25 protein-coding genes are annotated in these 20,051 nt (G+C 39.4%); 16 read left to right on the top strand and 9 right to left on the bottom strand.

Annotated features, from left to right (window positions below; genetic code table 11):
• Positions 1 to 2: 2 nt before the first annotated feature.
• The 6 genes from hisB to HDE70_RS14390 are packed head-to-tail and all read left to right on the top strand — an operon-like array spanning position 3 to position 4,727.
• Positions 3 to 1,136, top strand: a complete 1,134-nt coding sequence (hisB, locus tag HDE70_RS14415; RefSeq protein WP_183891052.1) for a bifunctional histidinol-phosphatase/imidazoleglycerol-phosphate dehydratase HisB — start codon at positions 3 to 5, stop codon at positions 1,134 to 1,136.
• A 1-nt stretch (position 1,137) separates the two neighbouring features.
• Positions 1,138 to 1,731, top strand: a complete 594-nt coding sequence (gene hisH / locus HDE70_RS14410) for an imidazole glycerol phosphate synthase subunit HisH (RefSeq protein ID WP_183891051.1) — start codon at positions 1,138 to 1,140, stop codon at positions 1,729 to 1,731.
• Position 1,732: 1 nt separating this feature from the next.
• The gene (gene hisA, locus HDE70_RS14405) at positions 1,733 to 2,482 is read left to right on the top strand and encodes a 1-(5-phosphoribosyl)-5-[(5-phosphoribosylamino)methylideneamino]imidazole-4-carboxamide isomerase (RefSeq protein ID WP_183869466.1); all 750 of its coding nucleotides are present in this window, start codon (positions 1,733 to 1,735) and stop codon (positions 2,480 to 2,482) included.
• A gap of 3 nt (positions 2,483 to 2,485) precedes the next feature.
• Positions 2,486 to 3,241 (top strand): imidazole glycerol phosphate synthase subunit HisF, encoded by a 756-nt coding sequence (hisF, locus tag HDE70_RS14400; RefSeq protein ID WP_183869467.1) that lies wholly within the window; start codon positions 2,486 to 2,488, stop codon positions 3,239 to 3,241.
• Positions 3,238 to 3,825, top strand: coding sequence for a bifunctional phosphoribosyl-AMP cyclohydrolase/phosphoribosyl-ATP diphosphatase HisIE (gene hisIE / locus HDE70_RS14395; RefSeq protein ID WP_183891050.1), 588 nt, complete (start codon positions 3,238 to 3,240; stop codon positions 3,823 to 3,825). The genes hisF and hisIE overlap by 4 nt, the downstream gene beginning before the upstream one ends.
• 2 nt (positions 3,826 to 3,827) lie before the next feature.
• Complete coding sequence (locus HDE70_RS14390; protein ID WP_183891049.1) at positions 3,828 to 4,727, top strand: WD40 repeat domain-containing protein; 900 nt, start codon at positions 3,828 to 3,830, stop codon at positions 4,725 to 4,727.
• On the opposite strand, the gene HDE70_RS14385 is transcribed toward HDE70_RS14390, so the two are convergent.
• Positions 4,702 to 5,502, bottom strand: coding sequence for a C40 family peptidase (locus HDE70_RS14385; RefSeq protein WP_183869470.1), 801 nt, complete (start codon positions 5,500 to 5,502; stop codon positions 4,702 to 4,704). The two genes, HDE70_RS14390 and HDE70_RS14385, sit on opposite strands and share 26 nt — an antisense overlap.
• A gap of 109 nt (positions 5,503 to 5,611) precedes the next feature.
• Here HDE70_RS14385 and HDE70_RS14380 point away from each other — a divergent pair, with 109 nt between their 5' ends.
• Positions 5,612 to 6,061 carry a universal stress protein gene (locus HDE70_RS14380; RefSeq protein WP_183869471.1) on the top strand — a complete coding sequence of 150 codons (450 nt, stop codon included), beginning with the start codon at positions 5,612 to 5,614 and terminating at the stop codon, positions 6,059 to 6,061.
• 76 nt (positions 6,062 to 6,137) lie between these two features.
• On the opposite strand, the gene HDE70_RS14375 is transcribed toward HDE70_RS14380, so the two are convergent.
• Positions 6,138 to 6,488 carry a 4Fe-4S dicluster domain-containing protein gene (locus HDE70_RS14375; RefSeq protein ID WP_183869472.1) on the bottom strand — a complete coding sequence of 117 codons (351 nt, stop codon included), beginning with the start codon at positions 6,486 to 6,488 and terminating at the stop codon, positions 6,138 to 6,140.
• A 77-nt stretch (positions 6,489 to 6,565) separates the two neighbouring features.
• Here HDE70_RS14375 and HDE70_RS14370 point away from each other — a divergent pair, with 77 nt between their 5' ends.
• The 9 genes from HDE70_RS14370 (at position 6,566) to HDE70_RS14330 (ending at position 14,545) form a co-directional block, all read left to right on the top strand.
• A complete protein-coding gene (locus HDE70_RS14370) occupies positions 6,566 to 7,585 on the top strand; it encodes an acyl-CoA reductase (RefSeq protein WP_183869473.1) in 1,020 nt (339 codons plus the stop codon).
• Between the two features lie 63 nt (positions 7,586 to 7,648).
• A complete protein-coding gene (locus HDE70_RS14365) occupies positions 7,649 to 7,852 on the top strand; it encodes a fructose-6-phosphate aldolase (RefSeq protein ID WP_068395172.1) in 204 nt (67 codons plus the stop codon).
• A 3-nt stretch (positions 7,853 to 7,855) separates the two neighbouring features.
• Positions 7,856 to 8,539, top strand: coding sequence for a cell division ATP-binding protein FtsE (locus HDE70_RS14360; protein ID WP_068395170.1), 684 nt, complete (start codon positions 7,856 to 7,858; stop codon positions 8,537 to 8,539).
• Positions 8,540 to 8,686: 147 nt separating this feature from the next.
• Positions 8,687 to 9,265 (top strand): nucleotide exchange factor GrpE, encoded by a 579-nt coding sequence (locus HDE70_RS14355; RefSeq protein WP_183869475.1) that lies wholly within the window; start codon positions 8,687 to 8,689, stop codon positions 9,263 to 9,265.
• A gap of 2 nt (positions 9,266 to 9,267) precedes the next feature.
• Complete coding sequence (dnaJ, locus tag HDE70_RS14350; RefSeq protein ID WP_183869476.1) at positions 9,268 to 10,443, top strand: molecular chaperone DnaJ; 1,176 nt, start codon at positions 9,268 to 9,270, stop codon at positions 10,441 to 10,443.
• A gap of 107 nt (positions 10,444 to 10,550) precedes the next feature.
• Positions 10,551 to 11,294, top strand: coding sequence for a DUF72 domain-containing protein (locus tag HDE70_RS14345; RefSeq protein WP_221302078.1), 744 nt, complete (start codon positions 10,551 to 10,553; stop codon positions 11,292 to 11,294).
• 61 nt (positions 11,295 to 11,355) lie between these two features.
• Entirely contained in the window at positions 11,356 to 12,261 is a 906-nt protein-coding gene (locus tag HDE70_RS14340; RefSeq protein ID WP_183891048.1) for an ABC transporter ATP-binding protein, read from the top strand.
• A 4-nt stretch (positions 12,262 to 12,265) separates the two neighbouring features.
• Positions 12,266 to 13,594, top strand: coding sequence for an ABC transporter permease (locus HDE70_RS14335; RefSeq protein WP_183891047.1), 1,329 nt, complete (start codon positions 12,266 to 12,268; stop codon positions 13,592 to 13,594).
• 21 nt (positions 13,595 to 13,615) lie between these two features.
• Positions 13,616 to 14,545, top strand: coding sequence for an exopolyphosphatase (locus HDE70_RS14330; protein WP_183891046.1), 930 nt, complete (start codon positions 13,616 to 13,618; stop codon positions 14,543 to 14,545).
• On the opposite strand, the gene HDE70_RS14325 is transcribed toward HDE70_RS14330, so the two are convergent.
• The 7 genes from HDE70_RS14325 to HDE70_RS14295 all read right to left on the bottom strand — a co-directional run bounded on the left by HDE70_RS14325 (position 14,521) and on the right by HDE70_RS14295 (position 20,048).
• On the bottom strand, positions 14,521 to 15,090 hold the full coding sequence (locus HDE70_RS14325) for a Maf family protein (protein WP_183891045.1): 570 nt from the start codon (positions 15,088 to 15,090) through the stop codon (positions 14,521 to 14,523). The two genes, HDE70_RS14330 and HDE70_RS14325, sit on opposite strands and share 25 nt — an antisense overlap.
• 59 nt (positions 15,091 to 15,149) lie before the next feature.
• Positions 15,150 to 15,551, bottom strand: coding sequence for a hypothetical protein (locus HDE70_RS14320; protein WP_183869481.1), 402 nt, complete (start codon positions 15,549 to 15,551; stop codon positions 15,150 to 15,152).
• Positions 15,552 to 15,612: 61 nt separating this feature from the next.
• The gene (locus HDE70_RS14315; RefSeq protein WP_183869482.1) at positions 15,613 to 16,140 is read right to left on the bottom strand and encodes a KdsC family phosphatase; all 528 of its coding nucleotides are present in this window, start codon (positions 16,138 to 16,140) and stop codon (positions 15,613 to 15,615) included.
• On the bottom strand, positions 16,141 to 16,383 hold the full coding sequence (gene iscX, locus HDE70_RS14310; RefSeq protein ID WP_183869483.1) for a Fe-S cluster assembly protein IscX: 243 nt from the start codon (positions 16,381 to 16,383) through the stop codon (positions 16,141 to 16,143).
• A 19-nt stretch (positions 16,384 to 16,402) separates the two neighbouring features.
• The gene (locus tag HDE70_RS14305) at positions 16,403 to 16,735 is read right to left on the bottom strand and encodes a 2Fe-2S iron-sulfur cluster-binding protein (RefSeq protein WP_068395147.1); all 333 of its coding nucleotides are present in this window, start codon (positions 16,733 to 16,735) and stop codon (positions 16,403 to 16,405) included.
• Positions 16,736 to 16,774: 39 nt separating this feature from the next.
• Positions 16,775 to 17,539 carry a Rossmann-like and DUF2520 domain-containing protein gene (locus HDE70_RS14300; RefSeq protein WP_183891044.1) on the bottom strand — a complete coding sequence of 255 codons (765 nt, stop codon included), beginning with the start codon at positions 17,537 to 17,539 and terminating at the stop codon, positions 16,775 to 16,777.
• Between the two features lie 40 nt (positions 17,540 to 17,579).
• Positions 17,580 to 20,048 (bottom strand): heme lyase CcmF/NrfE family subunit, encoded by a 2,469-nt coding sequence (locus HDE70_RS14295; protein ID WP_183869485.1) that lies wholly within the window; start codon positions 20,046 to 20,048, stop codon positions 17,580 to 17,582.
• Positions 20,049 to 20,051: the final 3 nt, after the last annotated feature.

The raw sequence follows: 20,051 nt of genomic DNA, 5'->3' as shown, positions 1-20,051 counted from the left end.
GCATGAAGAAGATACTTTTCATAGACCGTGATGGTACACTGATCACTGAACCAGAAGATGAACAAATAGATTCATTTTCAAAGCTTAAATTCTATCCGAAATCTTTGTACTATATGGCTAAAATAGCCGCAGAACTGGATTTCGAATTGGTTATGGTGACCAATCAGGACGGCCTGGGTACTGATTCCCATCCTGAGCCAAATTTCTGGCCGGTACACAATTTTATTCTGGATACTTTTGAAGGTGAAGGGGTAGTATTTTCTGAGGTTATTATCGATAAGACCTTTGCACATGAAAATGCACCTACCCGCAAGCCAAATACAGGTTTGTTACAGCATTTTTTGACCGGTGAATATGATCTGGCAGGTTCTTTTGTGATTGGCGACCGGATTAATGATGTCGTGCTGGCTAAAAACCTGGGTGCAAAAGCAATCTGGTTAAGGAATAATGATTTACTAGGATCAGCAGAAATGCTGGATAAAGCAGAGACTTTGACTGAGGTAATTGCTTTGCAAACACAAAACTGGGTGGATATCTACACTTTTTTAAGTGCAGGAAGCAGACAATTTCATCATATCAGAAAGACCAACGAAACGGATATAGACATTGAAATTAACCTGGACGGTACAGGAAAAGCGAAGATAGAAACCGGGTTGAATTTCTTTAACCACATGCTCGATCAAATTGCACGTCATGGAGGAATAGATTTAAATATCAGTGCCAAAGGTGATTTACATATTGATGAGCACCACACTGTTGAAGATACGGGAATTGCATTGGGTGAGGCTTTTGCCAAAGCTATAGGCAATAAACTGGGACTGGAACGTTATGGTTTCTGTTTACCGATGGATGACTGCCTGGCGCAGGTAGCTATTGATTTCGGGGGCAGGAACTGGATTGTGTGGGACGCAGAATTTAAAAGAGAAAAAGTAGGCGATGTACCAACAGAAATGTTTTATCACTTCTTTAAATCTTTCAGTGATGCGGCAAAATGTAACCTCAATATTAAAGCTGAGGGTGACAACGAACACCATAAAATTGAAGCTATCTTTAAGGCTTTCGCAAAAGCGATTAAAATGGCTATCAAAAGAGATGCTGAAAAATTAGTTTTACCGAGTACCAAAGGAATGTTATAAAATGATAGGAATCGTTAATTACGGTGCAGGAAATATCTTTTCTCTGACTTCTGCTTTATCCAGACTGGGGCTCAGTTATGGCATGATTAATACGGAACATGATTTTGATCAGTATTCTCATATTATCATTCCTGGTGTAGGACATGCAGGGGCTGCGATGGAGAAGCTGAACCAAACCGGACTGGTAGAGTCCATCAGACAACTTAAAAAACCTGTTTTAGGGATTTGTGTAGGGATGCAGTTGCTCACGGCACATTCACAGGAAGGTGACGCGCAGCTGATGAATATTATACCACTGGAAACGAAACTATTTGATAAGGATCTGGGTATTAAAATCCCGCATATGGGATGGAATAATATAGAGATTAAAAACAATTTACTATTCGAAGGTGTTGAAAATCAGACACAATTTTACTTTGTGCATTCGTACTTTATTGAATATAACGCTATTTTTGAAATAGCGACGGCGCAGTATGGCCTGAAATATTCAGCAGCTATACAAAAAGACAATTTTTACGGGGTACAATTCCATCCTGAAAAATCGGGCGCCGCAGGCGAACAATTATTATTGAACTTTTCTAACTTAAAACAATAAGATGTACATTATCCCCGCTATAGATATTTTAGATGGTAAAGTTGTCCGCCTCAGAGAAGGTGACTATAACCAGAAGACAGTATATGATGTATCAATTGCTGAAATGATTGAGACTTATAAGTCTAACGGTACTGAATTCATACATATTATTGATTTAAATGGTGCTAAAGGAGATTTTAGTAATCAAGCTGAGCTTTTTGATATTATCAAAAAAACTGAGATGCGTGTGCAGTACGGCGGCGGTATCCGTACCATTGAACAAGTGACTAATCTGCTTGATGCAGGTATTCACAGGGTTATTGTCGGTACACAAGCGATTACCAATCCTGATTTCCTGGCTGAATTAAGCAAAGAAGTTGGTAAAAAATATGATTATGCAAACCGTATCGTCATTGCGATTGATGTATTGGATGAAGTAATCAAATATTCTGGATGGATGGAAAGTTCACCTATCAAATTAATGGATTACGTTGATAAATGTTTGCAGTTAGGCTTTTTCAGATTCCTCTGTACTGATATCAACAAGGATGGTAAATTAGGTGGTGCTGCTGTGGATTTATATAAAAAATTACTGGAACATTCTCCGTTTATCAAATTGATTGCATCGGGCGGAATCAGCTCAATGGAGGATATTGAAGAACTGGCAAAGCTTGAAATCAGATCTTGCGTAGTTGGAAAGGCTATTTATGAAAACCGTATTTCTATTGAAGAAATCAAGGAATGGAACCTTAAAGCCCTGACTTCTTTATAATCGATGTTAAGCAAACGTATCATCCCATGTCTGGACGTCAAAGATGGCCGGACAGTAAAAGGCGTTAATTTTGTGGACCTGAAAGATGCCGGAGATCCGGTAGAACTGGCCTGGCAATATGCGCAGCAAGGTGCTGATGAATTGGTATTCCTGGATATTACCGCTACCCATGAGCGTCGTAAAACGATGATCGAAATGGTGAAGTCGGTGGCCAGACAGCTCAATATCCCTTTTACCATTGGTGGAGGAATTACAGAGATTGCCGATGCAGAAGCTTTATTGAATGCTGGTGCTGATAAAATTAGTATCAATTCGGCAGCCGTTAAAAATCCGCAGCTTATTGCCGACCTGGCAAAAGTATTTGGCGTGCAGTTCGTAGTAGTTGCAGTAGATACTAAACTGGTTGCAGGCAAAAATATGGTGCATTTGAACGGAGGCCGTTTAATTACAGAGATCGAAACAGAACACTGGATTAAACAGGCGGAAGATTTGGGTGCAGGAGAAATCCTGTTAACTTCGATGGATCATGATGGTACTAAACAGGGTTTCGATTGTAAATTACTGGATAGTATCAGTAAAATGATCAATATCCCGGTTATTGCTTCGGGCGGAGCAGGAAAAGTTGAACATTTCACAGAAGTTTTTACCACAACGGGTGTGGATGCGGCCTTAGCTGCTTCGGTTTTTCATTTCGGTGAAATCCCTATCCCCCACCTGAAAAACGAATTAAAAAAACACAACATACCAGTTAGGTTATGACTATAGATTTTAAGAAAACCGATGGATTGGTTCCTGTAATCATTCAGGATATACAAACATTGGAAGTGTTAATGTTGGGTTATATGAACCAGGAAGCCTGGTCAAAAACACAGCAGGAAGGGAAAGTTACATTTTATTCCCGCTCTAAAAGCCGTTTATGGACTAAAGGAGAAGAAAGCGGTAACTTTTTATATGTAAAAGAGACGCATATTGATTGTGATAAAGATACGATACTGATTAAAGTTACCCCAGTAGGCCCAACGTGTCATACAGGGAGCAGAAGCTGTTTTAAAACTAATTTCAATCAGAATTTCATCTTTGAACTAGAGAAAATTATTCACGATAGATATGATCATCCTACGGAAGAATCGTATGTGAACAAGCTCCGCAAAAAGGGATTAAATAAGATTGCACAGAAAGTTGGAGAAGAAGGCGTAGAAACTGTAATTGCAGCATTAAACGAAACTGATGTTGACTTTGTGAATGAGAGTTCTGATTTAATTTTCCATTTATTAGTCTTATTAAGAGAAAAAGGTAAAACACTTGCTGATATCGGGGTCAACCTGGAAGGCAGACACCGTTAATTATGCTGAAACATTTAAGATCGCTTAGCGGTCATCAGAACCCTGTTTATGCTTTAACCAATTCTAGTGAACCAGGTATCTTTTTTACCGGTGGAAATGATAAGGGTGTGGTAGAATGGTCATTGAAAAAGATGTCCTTTTTGAAGGTTTTAATGCCGGTAAAAACTTCTGTGTATAATCTTCATCAGTACAATGACCAGCTTTTTGTTGGTCAGAGAAGTGGTGAGGTCAGTATATTTGACCTAAATAAACAAACAATCATCTCCACCTTTCAGGCACATGAAAAACCTGTATTTGATCTGGTCACTATCCCGTCAAAACAGGAGTTTTTAACTGCAAGTGAAGATGGTACTGTTGGGGTATGGTCATTGACCGACTGGTCTTTACTTTACCGGATCAGGGTTTCTGCCGATACAGTCAGAGCGATAGCAGTTAGTGCAGATGGCTTGCAGGTTGCTTTTGGTTGTAAAGATGGCGCAATCCGTATTTATGATTTGAGTGATTATAGCTTGCTGCATATCTTGCAGCAGCATACTTTGCCGGTTACTTCTGTCCAGTATTCGCCTGATGGTAAATACTTGATTTCCGGAGGAAGAGATGCACAGTTAAATTTCTGGTCATTGCCGGATTATCAGCTTCAGCATACCATTCCAGCACATCTATTTAGTGTTTATGGAATTGCATTTCATCCTTCGCTGCCCTATTTTGTCACAGTAAGCCAGGACAAAAGTATCAAACTGTGGGGCAGTGATGATCTAAGGTTATACAAAATCCTGAGCATTGAAAAGAGCACACACGGACATACCCATTCTATCAATAAACTAATCTGGAGCCTGGATGGTAAATATTTATTAACCACTGGCGATGACAAATTAGTTATGGTGTGGGAATGGGATTTATAAACCTTTTAATAATCCTGAGTTTGTGGCTATAACGCCCAAGTTCAGGATTATAAATCCCCTGGTCATCTATAGGATCAATTCTCACTTTTCCTGAAGCATGAATAATCTGATTCGCATTGAGCATCAGGCCTACATGAATGATTTTGCCATCGGCATTATCAAAAAAAGCAAGATCCCCGGTTTGTGCTTCCGGCAAAAAATTAACTGTTTCTCCTTGTTCTGCTTGCTGAGCGGCATCTCTGTGAAGGGTAATACCATATAAAGCAAAAACGGCCTGTACATATCCGGAACAATCAATACCGAACAGGGTACGGCCTCCCCATAAATACGGTGCATTCAGGTAGAAAAGAGCAGCATCTGCAAGCATTGCCCCGGTTGCTTGTACTGGCGGCTGATGAGGTTCAAATAAGACCTGGAATTTCTCTTTACCCAGTTGGCAGAATCCATTGCTGTAAGCTGGCAAACTGCTCGATGCAGCCAGGTAATAGACACTTCCATCGGCTGCCAGCACCTGATTATTAACTGCTGCCGGTACCAAAGCAATACGTTGTTTACAGGCTTCGTAGTCAGTTTCAGTAAGTACTGCAAGCTGTTTAAAGTCTATCCAGCCTTCGTAGTCATCATAACCATTACGAATCCGCCACCAGGGCTCAGCTTTTTCCAATACTTCTACGTGATCTCCAAATAATAATTGCGTCGTTATTTCGGCTTTATCGGATGATGATGCTCTTATTGGTGCTACGGCTACCCTGCAAATTGCGAATGTCTGTTCCATAATGAAATCTAGTACTCAAAAGTAAGGATAGCGATTTACAAAACGATAGGATAAACATTTGATTGATAAATTTGTTATACAAGTATTACATTCATTAGCGCCAGAAATTATGAACCTCCAAAAGATATTAATCGCAGTAGATAATAGTACCTGCTCAGAAAAGGCAGCAAAAACAGGCTACGAGCTGGCTAAGACCTTTAATGCTGAGGTTGCCTTAGTCAATATTATTGAGCCAATGCCAGCCACTATTAATCAGGATCTTACACTGGCTCCTGTTTTCCTGGAAAGTTATGATAACAGTGAAGAGAACAGCCATCAGCTGCTGAAAGAAATAGAAGATACTTATGGTAACGGCATTAAAACTACATATCTAAGTGTAGTAGATACCGCAGCACATGGAATTATTCAGCAATCTGACGAATGGGGGTCTGATCTGATTGTGATCGGAACTTATGGCAGAACAGGATTATATCACTTTTTAATGGGAAGTGTGGCTGAACATGTGGCCAGAAAATCAGCCTGTCCTGTATTGATTATTCCGAACAAGGCAGAGGTATAATATCTATATAACAGAAAAAGAGAAAAGGACGCATATGCGTCCTTTTCTCTTTTTCTGTTATATAGATATTAAAGAACTAGTCTTCCTGGTGTAACCAGGCTTTTTTCTTTAATAATTCTTCTTCAGTTTCACGGATATCTTCATCGTCCACGCAACAATCTACCGGGCACACTGCCGCACATTGAGGTTCATCATGAAACCCTTTACATTCTGTACATTTATCTGAAACGATATAATATACTTCATCAGAAACTGCTTCCTGAGCCGCGCCAGCATCTACTTCCTGATCGCCAAAATCAATGATACCATTTAAGTTGGTTCCATCAGAAAATCTCCAGGCTGTACCTGCGTCATAAATTGCATTATTTGGGCATTCAGGCTCACATGCTCCGCAATTAATACATTCGTCTGTTATTTTAATAGCCATGTCTTCGTATAAATCTATTTGCTAAAGTTACCTTTGCATTGCAAATATAACATTTATACTTTAAAATTACTTCAAACATGTCAATCCTTACCGCTGAAAAGTTAATTATTGCATTCCATAAACTAAGTGATTTCTTAAATCACCCGGATGATGAATTTAGTAATACGATCGATTCAGCACCTAATCATAATGCCTGGTTTACTGTGGCTGAAGTGCGGAGATCGCTGGCTTCTTTTCAGGAAATGCTGAATTTGCCTGCACTGGAAAAATGGTTTGAACAAATTACAGTCAGCCAGAATCCTAAAAAAGTAGGTTTGATCCTTGCAGGGAATATTCCACTGGTAGGTTTTCACGATATTTTATCTGTGCTGGCTACAGGAAATATAGCGATTATCAAACTTTCCTCTTCTGATAGTCAGTTATTACCGGCTTTATTGAAACAACTTATTGAATTTGAGCCACTTTTATCGGATAGAATTGTCTATGCAGAAAGGCTGAAAGATTTTGACGCAATTATTGCAACCGGAAGTAATAATACCTCCAGATATTTTGATTACTATTTCGGTAAAGTGCCTAATATTATCAGAAAAAACAGGAATAGCGTTGCGGTACTGGATGGTAAAGAAAGTATAGCCGAGATCGGACAGTTAGGTCATGATATTTTTGATTACTTCGGACTGGGTTGCAGAAATGTATCCAAAATCTATATTCCTGAAGGTTATGAGATTAAAAACTTCTTTGAACCGCTGGAACAGTATCAGGATATTATCAATCATTTCAAATACAATAATAACTACGATTATAACAAATCTATTTACCTGGTCAATACTGTCCAGCATTTTGACAATGGCTTTTTGTTATTAAAAGAAGATGAAGGGTTATCTTCTCCGCTTGCTGTTTTATACTTTGAATACTATAAAAACATAGAGGAATTAAACGATAAGCTGAAAGGTATGCAGGACAATATTCAATGTGTAGTCACCAATACGGCTGTACAACTGGATGTAGATTCGGTAACTTTTGGACAAAGTCAGCATCCTCAGTTATGGGATTATGCGGATAATGTGAATACGATTAACTTTTTAAATAAGTTATAAGTTTAAGCTACAAATTTAAACAGGCTCTCATTTTATCATTTTGAAACACTATTTTTGAACAAAATGTATGTAATCAAAGTAAAAGGTATTGCCAAAATCCCGGATTACGTCCAGCTGAGGGATGATAAATTCACCTTACTGGCCTATTTCAGGGTAGACCGTCCTGATAAATCTCTGGAAAAATTAGGTCTGGGTGACAAGTTGCCTTATATTATGGATATGGTAAAAGATTTACCATTTGGTCAGATTGCAAAATTAGATATTTAAGACATGGCAGGAAACGCAGTTATAAATTTAAAGAACGTAGATGTATTTCAACAAAAACACCTTGTACTCTCTGATGTTAATCTTAACATAGATAAGGGTGAGTTTGTATTTCTGATCGGACAGACGGGATCTGGAAAGAGCAGTTTATTGAAAATCATTTACGGTGAACTTCATATCGGTAATGGTGAGGGGGAAATTGCAGGTTTTGACCTTAAAAAACTGGCCGAGCGGGATGTTCCTTATCTGCGCAGAAAGTTAGGGATCGTATTCCAGGATTTCCAATTGTTAACAGACCGTACAATTGAGAAGAATCTTGATTTTGTATTGAAAGCAACTGGCTGGAAAGACAAGAAACTAATCGAAGAACGTATCAAAGATGTACTGGAAAAGGTAGGTCTGCGTTCAAAAATCAGAAAAATGCCGCATGAGCTTTCTGGTGGTGAACAGCAGCGTGTAGTTATTGCGCGTTCGCTATTAAATAATCCGGATATTATCCTTGCGGATGAGCCTACAGGGAATTTAGATCCTGAAACATCCGAAGAAATCGTATTGCTGCTGAAACAAATCAGCCAGAGCGGTACTGCTGTATTAATGGCTACGCATGATTATCATATCATCCGTACCCTGCCTTCACGTATTATCAAATGTGAAGCAGGTATTGTCCATGATGATGCAACAATTAACTAAGTGTCTGTTCCAAAAAACTGACCATTCCTGACAAAATATTTTCATTTCAGCCATTCTGTACAGTGTTGTTCAAACAAAACTGACAGCATGGCTGATATACTTCATTGGCAAACCTTTTGAGTTTGCATCATAAAATTCTACTATACCATGTTTAGCAAGAAGAAAACAAACGATACAGAAAATCCTATTACGGAAAATACTGCTGAAGAGCAGTTAAACAAAGAGCTTACAGATGACGCAAATGCGGATACTATCACTGAACCTGTAGAGGAAATCTCTGCTGAAGAGCAATTAAAACTTGATAATGCAGCGTTGAATGATAAATATCTTCGCCTTTTTGCTGAGTTTGACAATTTCAAAAGACGTACACAAAAAGAACGTGTTGAGCTTTTACAGACTGCTGGTAAGGATGTAATTATCTCTATGCTTCCTGTGCTGGACGATTTTGACCGTGCAAATAAAGCAACTGAAAATGCTACTGATGTGGCTGCAATCCGTGAAGGGATTCAGTTAGTACATACCAAACTGAAAAGCATTTTAAGTCAGAAAGGCTTAAAAGAAATGGAATGTGCAAATACTGTTTTTGACACAGACCTTCATGAAGCAATCACTAAAGTTCCTGCCCCAACTGAAGAGTTGAAAGGAAAAGTTATAGATGAATTAGAAAAAGGATACACTTTAAATGACAAAGTTATACGCTTTGCAAAAGTAGTTGTAGGTAGTTAATTATGAGTAAGAGAGATTATTACGATATCCTTGGTGTAAGCAAAGGTTCTTCTCCGGAAGAGATCAAAAAAGCTTATAGAAAGCTGGCTATAAAGTTCCATCCGGACAAAAATCCTGATGACCATACTGCTGAGGATAAATTTAAGGAAGCTGCTGAGGCTTACGAGATATTAAGCAACCCGGAGAAGAAACAACGCTATGACCATTATGGACATGCAGGTGTTGGCGGAGCTTCTGGTGGCGGTGGTGGCTATGGCGGCGGCGGCATGAACATGGAAGATATATTCAGCCAGTTTGGCGATATCTTTGGTGGCGGCGGTGGCGGTGGCAGTCCTTTCGATAGTTTTTTCGGCGGACAGCAACAACGCAGCAGCGGCAGACGCGTAGCTAAAGGCTCTAACCTTCGTATAAAAGTCAAACTTACCCTTGAAGAAATAGCGCATGGCGCAGAGAAAAAAATAAAGGTTAATAAACAGATTGTTTGTAAAACCTGCGATGGTTCGGGAGCTAAAGACAAATCATCTATCAGCACTTGTAAAACTTGTGGTGGCAGTGGTTCTGTCCGCAGAGTGACCAATACCATTTTAGGCCAGATGCAGACTACATCTACCTGCCCGACTTGTAATGGTGCCGGCTCACAGATTACTTCAAAATGTACATCATGTCATGGTGAAGGAACAGTTCGTGGCGAGGAAACGATTACAATCAACATTCCGGCTGGTGTAAGTGATGGTATGCAATTGAGCATGAGCGGAAAAGGTAATGCAGCCCCTAACGGTGGTATTCCTGGTGATCTGATCATCCTGATTGAAGAAATCCCTCATGAAACATTGAAACGTGAAGGAAACAATATCGTTTATGATTTACACTTAAGTATCATTGATGCTGCTTTAGGATACAGTGCCGAAGTACCAACTATTGATGGTAAAGCTAAAATCAAAATCGAACCTGGTACACAAAGCGGAAAGTTATTACGCCTGAAAGCTAAAGGTATTCCTGAAGTGAATTCTTATCACCGTGGTGATCAGATTATCCATGTGAATATCTGGACGCCTAAAGCCCTGAGCAGTGAAGAACGGAATATGCTGGAGAAACTACGTGAATCTCCAAATTTCAAACCTCAGCCAGGTAAAAATGACAAAAGTTTCTTTGAAAAAATGAAAGAGTATTTCGAGTAACCGATTCTTGATTATAAATTAAAACAGGCTGTATCCGAAAGGATGCAGCCTGTTTTTTTATGCAAAAAACTTTAGCCTGTAACCGTTGTTTAATCTAAAAAATATTTATGGATGGGATAGCAATAGCAGACTGGAGAATTGGCTGCTCCGGATTTTATTACAAAGAATGGAAAGAGGTCTTCTACCCTGCCGGTCTTCCTCAAAAAGAATGGTTTAGCTATTATTGCCAGCATTTTAATACGATAGAGATTAATTCTTCTTTTTACAAACAGCCTTCTTTGAAAAGCTTTAATACCTGGTATGAAACCAGCCCCGCTGATTTTCTGTTTACGATTAAGGCACCCCGGGCAATTACACATTATAATAAGTTTAATGAGGTGGAAAAGCTGGTTACTGATTTTTACGGGGTAATTTCTGCTGGTCTCCAGGAGAAACTGGGCTGCGTATTGTTTCAAACTCCTCCTTCTTTCACTTATACGGAAGAAAGATTAGCCTTACTATTGAAAAATCTAAACCCGGCATTTAAGAATGTAGTTGAATTCAGACATATCAGCTGGTGGAACAATACGGTGATGGACGAATTTAAAAAACATCATCTGACCTTCAGCGGACTAAGTTATCCTTCGGCTTTACCAGATGGGGTAGTATTATTCAATGATCCTGTTTACTACCGTTTTCATGGTAAGCCTGTGTTATACAAATCACTGTATACCGGGCAGGAAATAATTGCCTTCGCTAAATCTATCTTGCAGGGACCTAAACAAGTATTCGTATATTTCAACAATACCTGGGGAACATCGGCATTAACTAATGCAAAGCAATTGATCGCATTGACAGATACAGCACGCTAAATCTGTAACATTTTGTCTGATTTCAGTCTAAAGAGTAACTAAGAACTAAATAAAAGACTAAATGCTTAACGTAAATAATATTGTTAAACAATATGCTACGCATCTTGCACTGGACGACGTAAGCCTGAAAGTGGAGCAGGGCAAAATCTTCGGGCTGCTGGGTCCCAATGGTGCAGGCAAAACATCACTGATCAGAATTATCACTCAAATTACTGCACCAGATAGCGGCGAAGTAATTTTTAACGGGCAACGCCTCAATTCCTCTCACATCGCAAGAATAGGATACCTCCCGGAAGAACGTGGTTTATATAAAAAAATGGAGATTGGCGAACAGGTATTGTACCTGGCCAAACTCAAAGGTATGCGTACTGCTGAAGCCACTAAAAAGGTCAGATACTGGTTTGAGAAACTGGAAATGGGAAGCTGGTGGAATAAAAAGGTAGAAGACTTAAGTAAGGGGATGCAGCAGAAGGTACAATTTGTAGCCACTGTATTACACGAACCTGAACTGATTATTCTGGATGAACCTTTTTCTGGGTTTGATCCGGTCAATGCTGATATTATCAAAAATGAAATTCTGGAATTGAATAAAAAAGGAGCAACTTTTATTTTCTCTACGCACCGGATGGAATCTGTAGAAGAATTATGTGACAATATTGCATTGATTCATCGTTCTAAAAAGATCCTGGATGGTTCGGTATCGGATATTAAGGAGCAATACAGGAACAATACGTACTGGGTAGAGTATGATGGTGAGTACCCTGTTGAACTATCAGCTGGTCTGTTCGAAATACTGCATAAAGAAATACTGCAAGGAAAAACAAGGATTAAGGTACAAATCAGCGCAGGAAAAACAGCCAATCAGCTCTTATCAGCTTTGCTCCCTCTGGTGAATATTCATCGTTTAGACGAAGTGATTCCTACCATGAATGACATTTTTATTGACCAGGTAAAACTAAAGAATTAACGTTATGAACAAGATTTTACTCATTATACAAAGAGAATACCTGAGCCGGGTCAGAAAAAAATCATTCATTGTCATGACGCTGTTAACACCGATTATTGTTGCAGGATTTTATGGCATGATCATTTATTTCTCTATTCAGGGAGCAACTTCGACCAATAACAGGATAGCTGTCGTTAATGAAAACAAAACACTGACTGAAAAAATCGCTTCTACTAAGAATACGACCTACGTTTATGTTCATAAATCATTGGCAGAAATGAAGGCCGGCCTGAAGGATGAAGATTATGATTATATTCTTTACCTGCCTGAGTTTAGCCTGGATAATCCTTCAGGAATACAACTTTTAGGAACTAAACAGGCTGGTTTTTCTATGAATGGAAAAGTAGTTGATGATGTGGAGAATACGATCAGAATTCAAAAACTGAAAGAAAGTGGTATTGCACAGGAAGATCTTGATAAATTAAAAGCTACTGTCAACATCGATAATAAGAAGATTAATCAGGCAGGCCAGGAAGAGGATTCCAGTGCTGGCGCGACCACTGTGATTGGTTATGCATCTGGTATCCTGATGTTTACTTTTATCCTGATTTATGGTATCCAGGTGATGCGGGGTGTGATTGAAGAGAAAACAAGCAGAATTATTGAAGTAATGATTTCATCTGTCAAGCCTTTTCAGCTGATGATGGGAAAAATCATCGGTATCGCTTTGGTAGGATTAACACAGTTTGTGCTCTGGATCTTATTGACGGCAACGATTTCAACTGTCGCTGTTCAAGCCTTTACGGGTGATAAACAACTACAGAAAAACACGGTTTCCGCTGTACAGGCAAAGACGGGAGCTTCGATAGGAAAACAAGGGGCAGACAATGGCCCGGTCGCTTATATTCAAAAAAGCATGGCCAATCTTGACCTGACTAAAATCCTGCTGGTCTTTGTATTCTTTTTTATTGGTGGCTATTTATTCTATAGTTCCCTTTATGCGGCAATTGGTTCGGCAGTAGATAGTGAAACAGAGACGCAGCAGTTTGTGATGCCTATTATGATGCCGCTCACACTAAGTTATGCCTTATCTTTGAGCGTTGTGGTGAATGATCCTTATGGCCCGCTTGCTTTCTGGTTATCTATGATCCCATTTACTTCTCCGATTGCAATGATGGTCAGGTTACCTTATGGTGTACCAGACTGGCAGCTTGCTTTGTCTATGGGCTTATTGATAGCGGGATTTGTAGGAACGGTGTGGGTAGCTTCAAGAATATACAGAGTGGGTATCTTAATGTATGGCAAAAAAACCAGTTTGAAGGAAATGTTCAAATGGTTCAGTTACAAGAATTAAATTACAGTATTAACGAAACAGATGAAAGCAGCGGTTATTGATTTAGGAACGAACACTTTTCACTTAGTAATAGCTGAGCTTACACCTGCGGGTGTGGAGGTTATTTACAAGACTAATTTACTGGTGCAATTAGGCCAGGGCAGGATCAATGAGAATTTGATTATACCTGAAGCTTTTGAGCGCGGCATAGCGGCATTAAAAGGCTTTAAAAAAGAAATAGATGCACAGCAGGTTACTATTGTCCGCGCCACTGCAACCTCTGCGGTACGCAGTGCCGGAAATGGAAAGGATTTTGTTATCGCTGCCCTCAGAATAGCGGGTATAGCTATTGAAGTGATCAGTGGGGAGGAAGAGGCTGCTTATATATTCAATGGTGTAAAAGCAACAGGGGTGATCAATCAACAATCGTTGATTATGGACATTGGCGGAGGAAGCACTGAGTTCATTATTTGTAATCAGCATGGCCCGCTGTGGAAGAAAAGTTATAATATAGGTGCTGCCAGATTATTACAGGCTTATTTTCATTCCGATCCTATAAGCGAAGAAGACCAGTCAGCTATACAAAATCATCTTGATCAGGAGCTGAAAGATCTGCTGGTGGCTTGTCAGCAATATGAGCCGCAGGTGCTGGTTGGTTCAGCAGGTGCATTTGAAACTTTCGCTGCGATGTTACTGGAAGATATTGACCTGAAAACAATAAGTTCAGCGTCATTTGATATCGGTCAGTATCGCAGCCTTGCTGAAAAGCTGATTGCTTCTGCACATGCAGAAAGGGTTGTGATGCCAAATCTGATTCCACTCAGAGTGGATATGATTGTCATCGCCGCCATCCTGACCAATTATGTGCTGGACAAAACGGGATTAAAAGCAATCAGCTTATCTACATATGATTTAAAAATGGGTGTATTATACAAGATCCGGGAAGATCAGAAGTTTGAAAGCTCTAAGTAAAGTTTCTCTGTTGGTAAGCCCATTACATTAGTATAGGAACCTTCAATACGTTCTACTGCGATAAAGCCCAGCCAGTCTTGTATACCATAAGAACCTGCTTTATCCAGTGGATTATATTTATTGATATAATGTTCTATTTCTTCTGTACTGAGTATTCTGAAACGCACTTCTGTTTGATCGAAAAAGGTTTTAAGCTTGTCTTTATAAGCCAGGCTTACTCCTGTATATACCTGATGGCTGGTACCTGATAGTTTTTCAAGCATTACTTTAGCGTGCAGTGCGTCTGCTGGTTTACCCAGAATCTCCCCATTGTAAGCGACAATAGTATCAGCAGTAATCACCAGGCTTGTTAAGCGCTCTTCTGCGAATGCCATCGCTTTCTTTTCCGAGATATAACAGGCAATTGCTTCCGGAGCAAGGTGTTCAGGATAACTCTCGTCTACATCTTTTAATAATACCTTAAAATCAAGTCCCATCAATTGCATTAATTCTTGTCTGCGGGGTGATTTAGAAGCCAGAATAAGAGGAGTTGTTTGCTTATACATATGAATACATTTTGGGCAAAAATAATAAAAGCGGCCCAAAGCCGCTTCTATTATTTTTGTTATTTATTCTCTGCCGGCTGACCAGTCCCCTGTCCACCCATTCTGTTTTTCATTGCCGTTCTTCTTTCTTCCAGAAACGTATCATAAGCTTTCTTTTGATCGTCAGTTAAAACAGCTTTGATCTTTTCATTATTACTTTGCATCAGCGTCATCATTTTAGTCCGCATCGCTTTTCTATCATCACCAGCTTCTTCACGTGCTTTGTTCATCTGTGTATTCTGATCCAGCAATATATCGTGAACTTTGGTTTGCTGATCGGCAGTCAAAGTTAATTTCTCAGTCAGCTGCGCAGTAGATTTTGTTGCTCTTTCTTCTGGTGTTCCGTTACGGTCACCACCTTGTGCATGTGCAAAAGTTATTACGCTGAATAACATTCCGCAAATCATCAATAATTTCTTCATATCTATTCTTTTTTAGAGATAGAGTTAAAAGTCAAAGGAAGGTTTAAAATTGTTGTGTAACTTATTTACTGGAATCGGCAGCCGAAGGGTTGGCATCAAACCATTTTCCTTGTATTCTCAGGACCTTTTCGATGACATCTCTGGCCGCTGTCTGACCTCCTTTAAAAGGCGAAATGTATTCGGAGATTGCTTTAATATCTGAACAGGCATCTGAAGGGCAGGTAGGTATCCCCACGAGTTTCATCACATTCAGATCAGGAATATCGTCTCCCATATACAAGACTTGCCTGGCTTTAATATTATAGATTTCCAGATAATCGTTGAAGACCTCAACTTTATCAGATACGCCTAAAAATACATCTGGTATGCCCAGACCTTCAAAGCGTTTTTCCATTGCCTGACCACGGCCTCCGGAAATGATACACACATGGTATCCTTTTTTAACGGCCAGCTGTAAAGCATAGCCGTCTTTAATATTGAAAGTACGCATCAGCTCTCCGGAATCGGTAGCAATAACATCGCCATTGGTTAAAACGCCATCGACATCAAAAACAAATGTGGTAATTCCTTTAAGCTTTTGCAGTAACATCTAGTCCTGATTATCTCTCCATTCATAAACCCAGGCAGACTGGATTTGCTCCAGGTGACCTTCATTGCTTTCTTCTCTGGTACCTTTGAAATTAGGTAAGGAAAGAACCCAGTCCACTAATTCAGTAAACCTGATTCTGTAGATTTTAGATTCATTAAAATCATCTCCAAACTTTTCATATAATTCCTGCGCAATATCTTCATGATCCTGCCAGTGAATTGGTAAAGCAAACTTATCCTGCATGTTTTCTTGTTTTATAATATTAATGGCCTAAAAATTCTGATTGGTTAGGGATAGTGACTTCGATATTTCCGTTGATCACTATACACTGGCAACCTAATCTGGAAGAGATTTTCGGGCTTACTGCCCTGTCAATGAAGTCTTCTTCTTTGTCAGATATTTCCTGAATGTTATCCATTCCCTTAGTCACATATACGTGACAGGTACTGCAACCGCAAACACCACCGCAGTTGTGTTGTAAATCTATTCCATTATCCAAACAGACTTCCAGCACTGATTCTCCACCTGCAATTGGTAATTGAATTTGTGCTTTACCCTTTTCTTCAAAATTGACTGTTAATTGATAAATATTCATAATTGTTCTCAAAAATAAGCAGCAAAAACCGCAATCCTGTTATAGATCAGTTTTTTTAATGCTATTACTTAACGTTTGGTAGATTTTCTGTAATTCGGGTGTACCGCTTAGTAAATCAAGGTGTCTTTTTATAGTTTCCTGGTCGTTACGGATAGCCGGGCCGGTTTGTGCTTCAGCTGGTGCCGATGATTGCACTTTTTCGGCAGTCTCCAGGATCAGTGGTTTTAATAAATCAAAGTTCAATTGATGTTGTTCCAGTAATTCACTGCTGAGCTGATAAAGATGATTACTGAAATTAGAAGCAAAAACAGCTGCAACATGCAGAATACTCCGCTGCTGTGAAGTAACTACGGAAACCTTTGAGCTTAATAACTGAGCGATTATCTTAATCTTCTCCAATGTCTCTTCCCGGTCTGCTTCAATACATAAAGGCACACGGGTCATAGCTACTGCTTTGGATTTAGAGAAGGTTTGCAAAGGATATAATACTCCGTAACCACTCTTTACTCCAGAAAGCACACTCATTGGTGTAGCACCTGAGGTATGGACAACAATGCCCCTTACGTCTGTCAGGTGAGCAGCAACTGATGCGATTGCGCTATCTTTTACTGCAATCACATAACAATCAGCAGAACGATCCAGATCGTCCCAGTTGCTGATTGGTGTTGCTTTAGTTAAAGCGGCAAGGATTTCTGCATTTCTGCTATCCTGACTCCAGATCTGAACTATATCAGCTCCAATCGCTTTAAAAGCGATTGCGAGATGTGTAGCCACATTTCCTGAGCCTATACAAACAATATTCATGGAGAGTCAGTTTAAATTTCCCTGGTAAAAATACTTTTTATTAAACTGACTTAATTTCTTTTTGTCTTCTGATAATAGAAATTATAAATCCAATTACCATGACAATTAAACCAACCCAATATAAATTGATATAAGGGAATTCGATAGATTTAAATACAACCCAGTCTTTAGATTGCTGTGGTTTTTCAAACACTTGCAATTCTACTTTTTTCTGATCAGGAAGTATTTTCGTAAATCTCACTCTTAAGCCTAACTCAGGGATATTACGTGCAAAATCGAACGTGTTATTTCCTTTGACCAGGAATATTGGTTCAGTCTTGTAAATCTTACCATTCAGGTTGATTTCCAGTGGAAGACCTACTGCAATATCGCCTTCTGCTAAAGCCAGGCTTTTCGCTGTTGGTTTGAAGTTAAGATCTTTTACAGTGATAATACCACTGCTGGTATGTAAGGTGTCACCTGTACTTACGGTAACAACTCTTGGTTTTTTATAGTTCTGTTCATCACTTTGTGCATCGCTGTCTGCATGTGCATCCTTTTTATCAGGGGCACTGGTAATATGCGTATAGACATCGTAAGTCAGGTAATGTTTGGTATCCGGGGAAGCAATCAGACCCATTTTCTCATTGATCTGAACGCGTGGGTTCAAGTTAAAGTCTTCTTTAAGCTTACCTGTTTTCTCATCAATCACTTTAAAGTTCAGTGTATAATAAGTATTAGGTGCTATTGTAGTATCATTTGTATAAGTTACTGTAAAACGACCCATTTTCTTTGGTTCATTTTTATACAGTACCATATTCTCACCTGGCTTTTCTACTTTTTCGAAATCCTTTACCGGGATAAAGTTTGTTGCATTGATAGAGACAGGTTTACTGGTTGCCGCAGCTACCAGTGCTCCTACTAATAATAAGGCAAATCCAATATGCGCAACTGCTGCTCCTACCAATTTACCTTTACCACTGAATCCCTGGGTAAGTACACGTGCATTAGATAAAATAGCAAACATACAACTGAACGAAAGCAGGATATAGATCAGGTTATTGTATACGTTAGTGATATAAACGAAACCTGCTGTAACTACAATTGCAATAATCAGTGTAGCCACCAGGCTGCTGTAGAATTTACGCGTATCGGTACGTTTATATTTTAAGAATTGAGAGAAACCAGATATCATCGTAATCAGGATCGCAAACGGAGCCTGCCACTGATTGTAATATTTGATCGCATCAATTGGTGGTGCAAAATTAGTTCCGAAAGCTTTATTGAATACCGGAACAGAGGTAGAAAAAATAACCTGGATACAAGCAACAGTTACGACAAGCGCACCGATGAACATCCAGAATTCTCTTGAATAAGTTTCTTCGTCTTTATTGGTAATCGGCAATTCTTTCCAGCGCAAAATAATCAGGACTACCGGAATAGCCAGGAATACTACGTTGTAAAGGATCAGGTGACCAAACATCCCCAAATCTGTAAAAGAGTGTACTGATGTTTCTCCAAGAATACCGCTTCTGGTTAAGAAAGAAGCATATAATACCAGGATAAAACTCACTAACACTAAGGCAATAGAAGTAAAGAAAGCATGACCGGTATTTTTGAAAGCAATCATGACATGGACTGCACCAATTAAGGTTAACCATGGAATTAAAGACGCATTTTCAACCGGATCCCATGCCCAGAACCCACCGAAGTTCAGTGCTTCATAAGCCCAGAAAGATCCCATGATAATTCCTGTTCCTAAAACCATTACAGCAAACAGCGCCCATGGCATAGCAGGTTTTACCCATTCTTTATATCTTTTTTGCCATAAACCAGTGATTACATAGGCAAAAGGAACAATCATACTCGCAAAACCAAGGAACAAGGTTGGCGGGTGAATTACCATCCAGTAGTTCTGAAGAAGTGGGTTTAAACCTCTTCCGTCAGTGATAAACTTCAGATAGTTTTTATAGTTTTCAGCATCGGCAAATACTACCGGAGCCATTTCTTTCAGGTTTACAGCATCTCTTAACAGGATAAAAGGAGAACTTCCGATACGTTCACCGAAAATCTGAACGCCTAATAACATAGAAGTTAAAAATACCTGTGAAAAAGCAACAACAGTCAGCACCCCATTTTCCCAGGTTCTTGCTTTCCAGATCAGGATAGTTCCTAAAATAGCCTGCCAGAAAGCCCAAAGCCAGAAACTACCTTCCTGTCCTTCCCAGAATGCAGAAACAATATAGTATACAGGGAGTGTTTTTGAAGAGTGAGAATAAACGTAATAGTATTCGTTATAATGATTCAGGATCAGATAAAACAGTGTTACCCCAATTCCAATTACACTAAAGAGATTAGTTAAGAATGCTATTCTTCCCAAACGTTGCCAGGATTTATCTGCAAGGTCTTTATTGCGGGTCGCAAAGAAATAAGAAATCGTTGAAAGTAGTGCAGCGGCAAACGCTAAAACAATAAAAAACTGCCCAACTTTGCCGGGGAGGAGGGTTTCTCCTGTGAATTGTATGTCCATTAA

Origin of the sequence: Pedobacter cryoconitis (assembly GCF_014200595.1) — a bacterium.
Lineage (GTDB): Bacteria > Bacteroidota > Bacteroidia > Sphingobacteriales > Sphingobacteriaceae > Pedobacter > Pedobacter cryoconitis_C.
The sequence above is the reverse complement of the archived record's forward strand: the minus strand, read 5'-3'. Positions and strand labels throughout refer to the sequence as shown.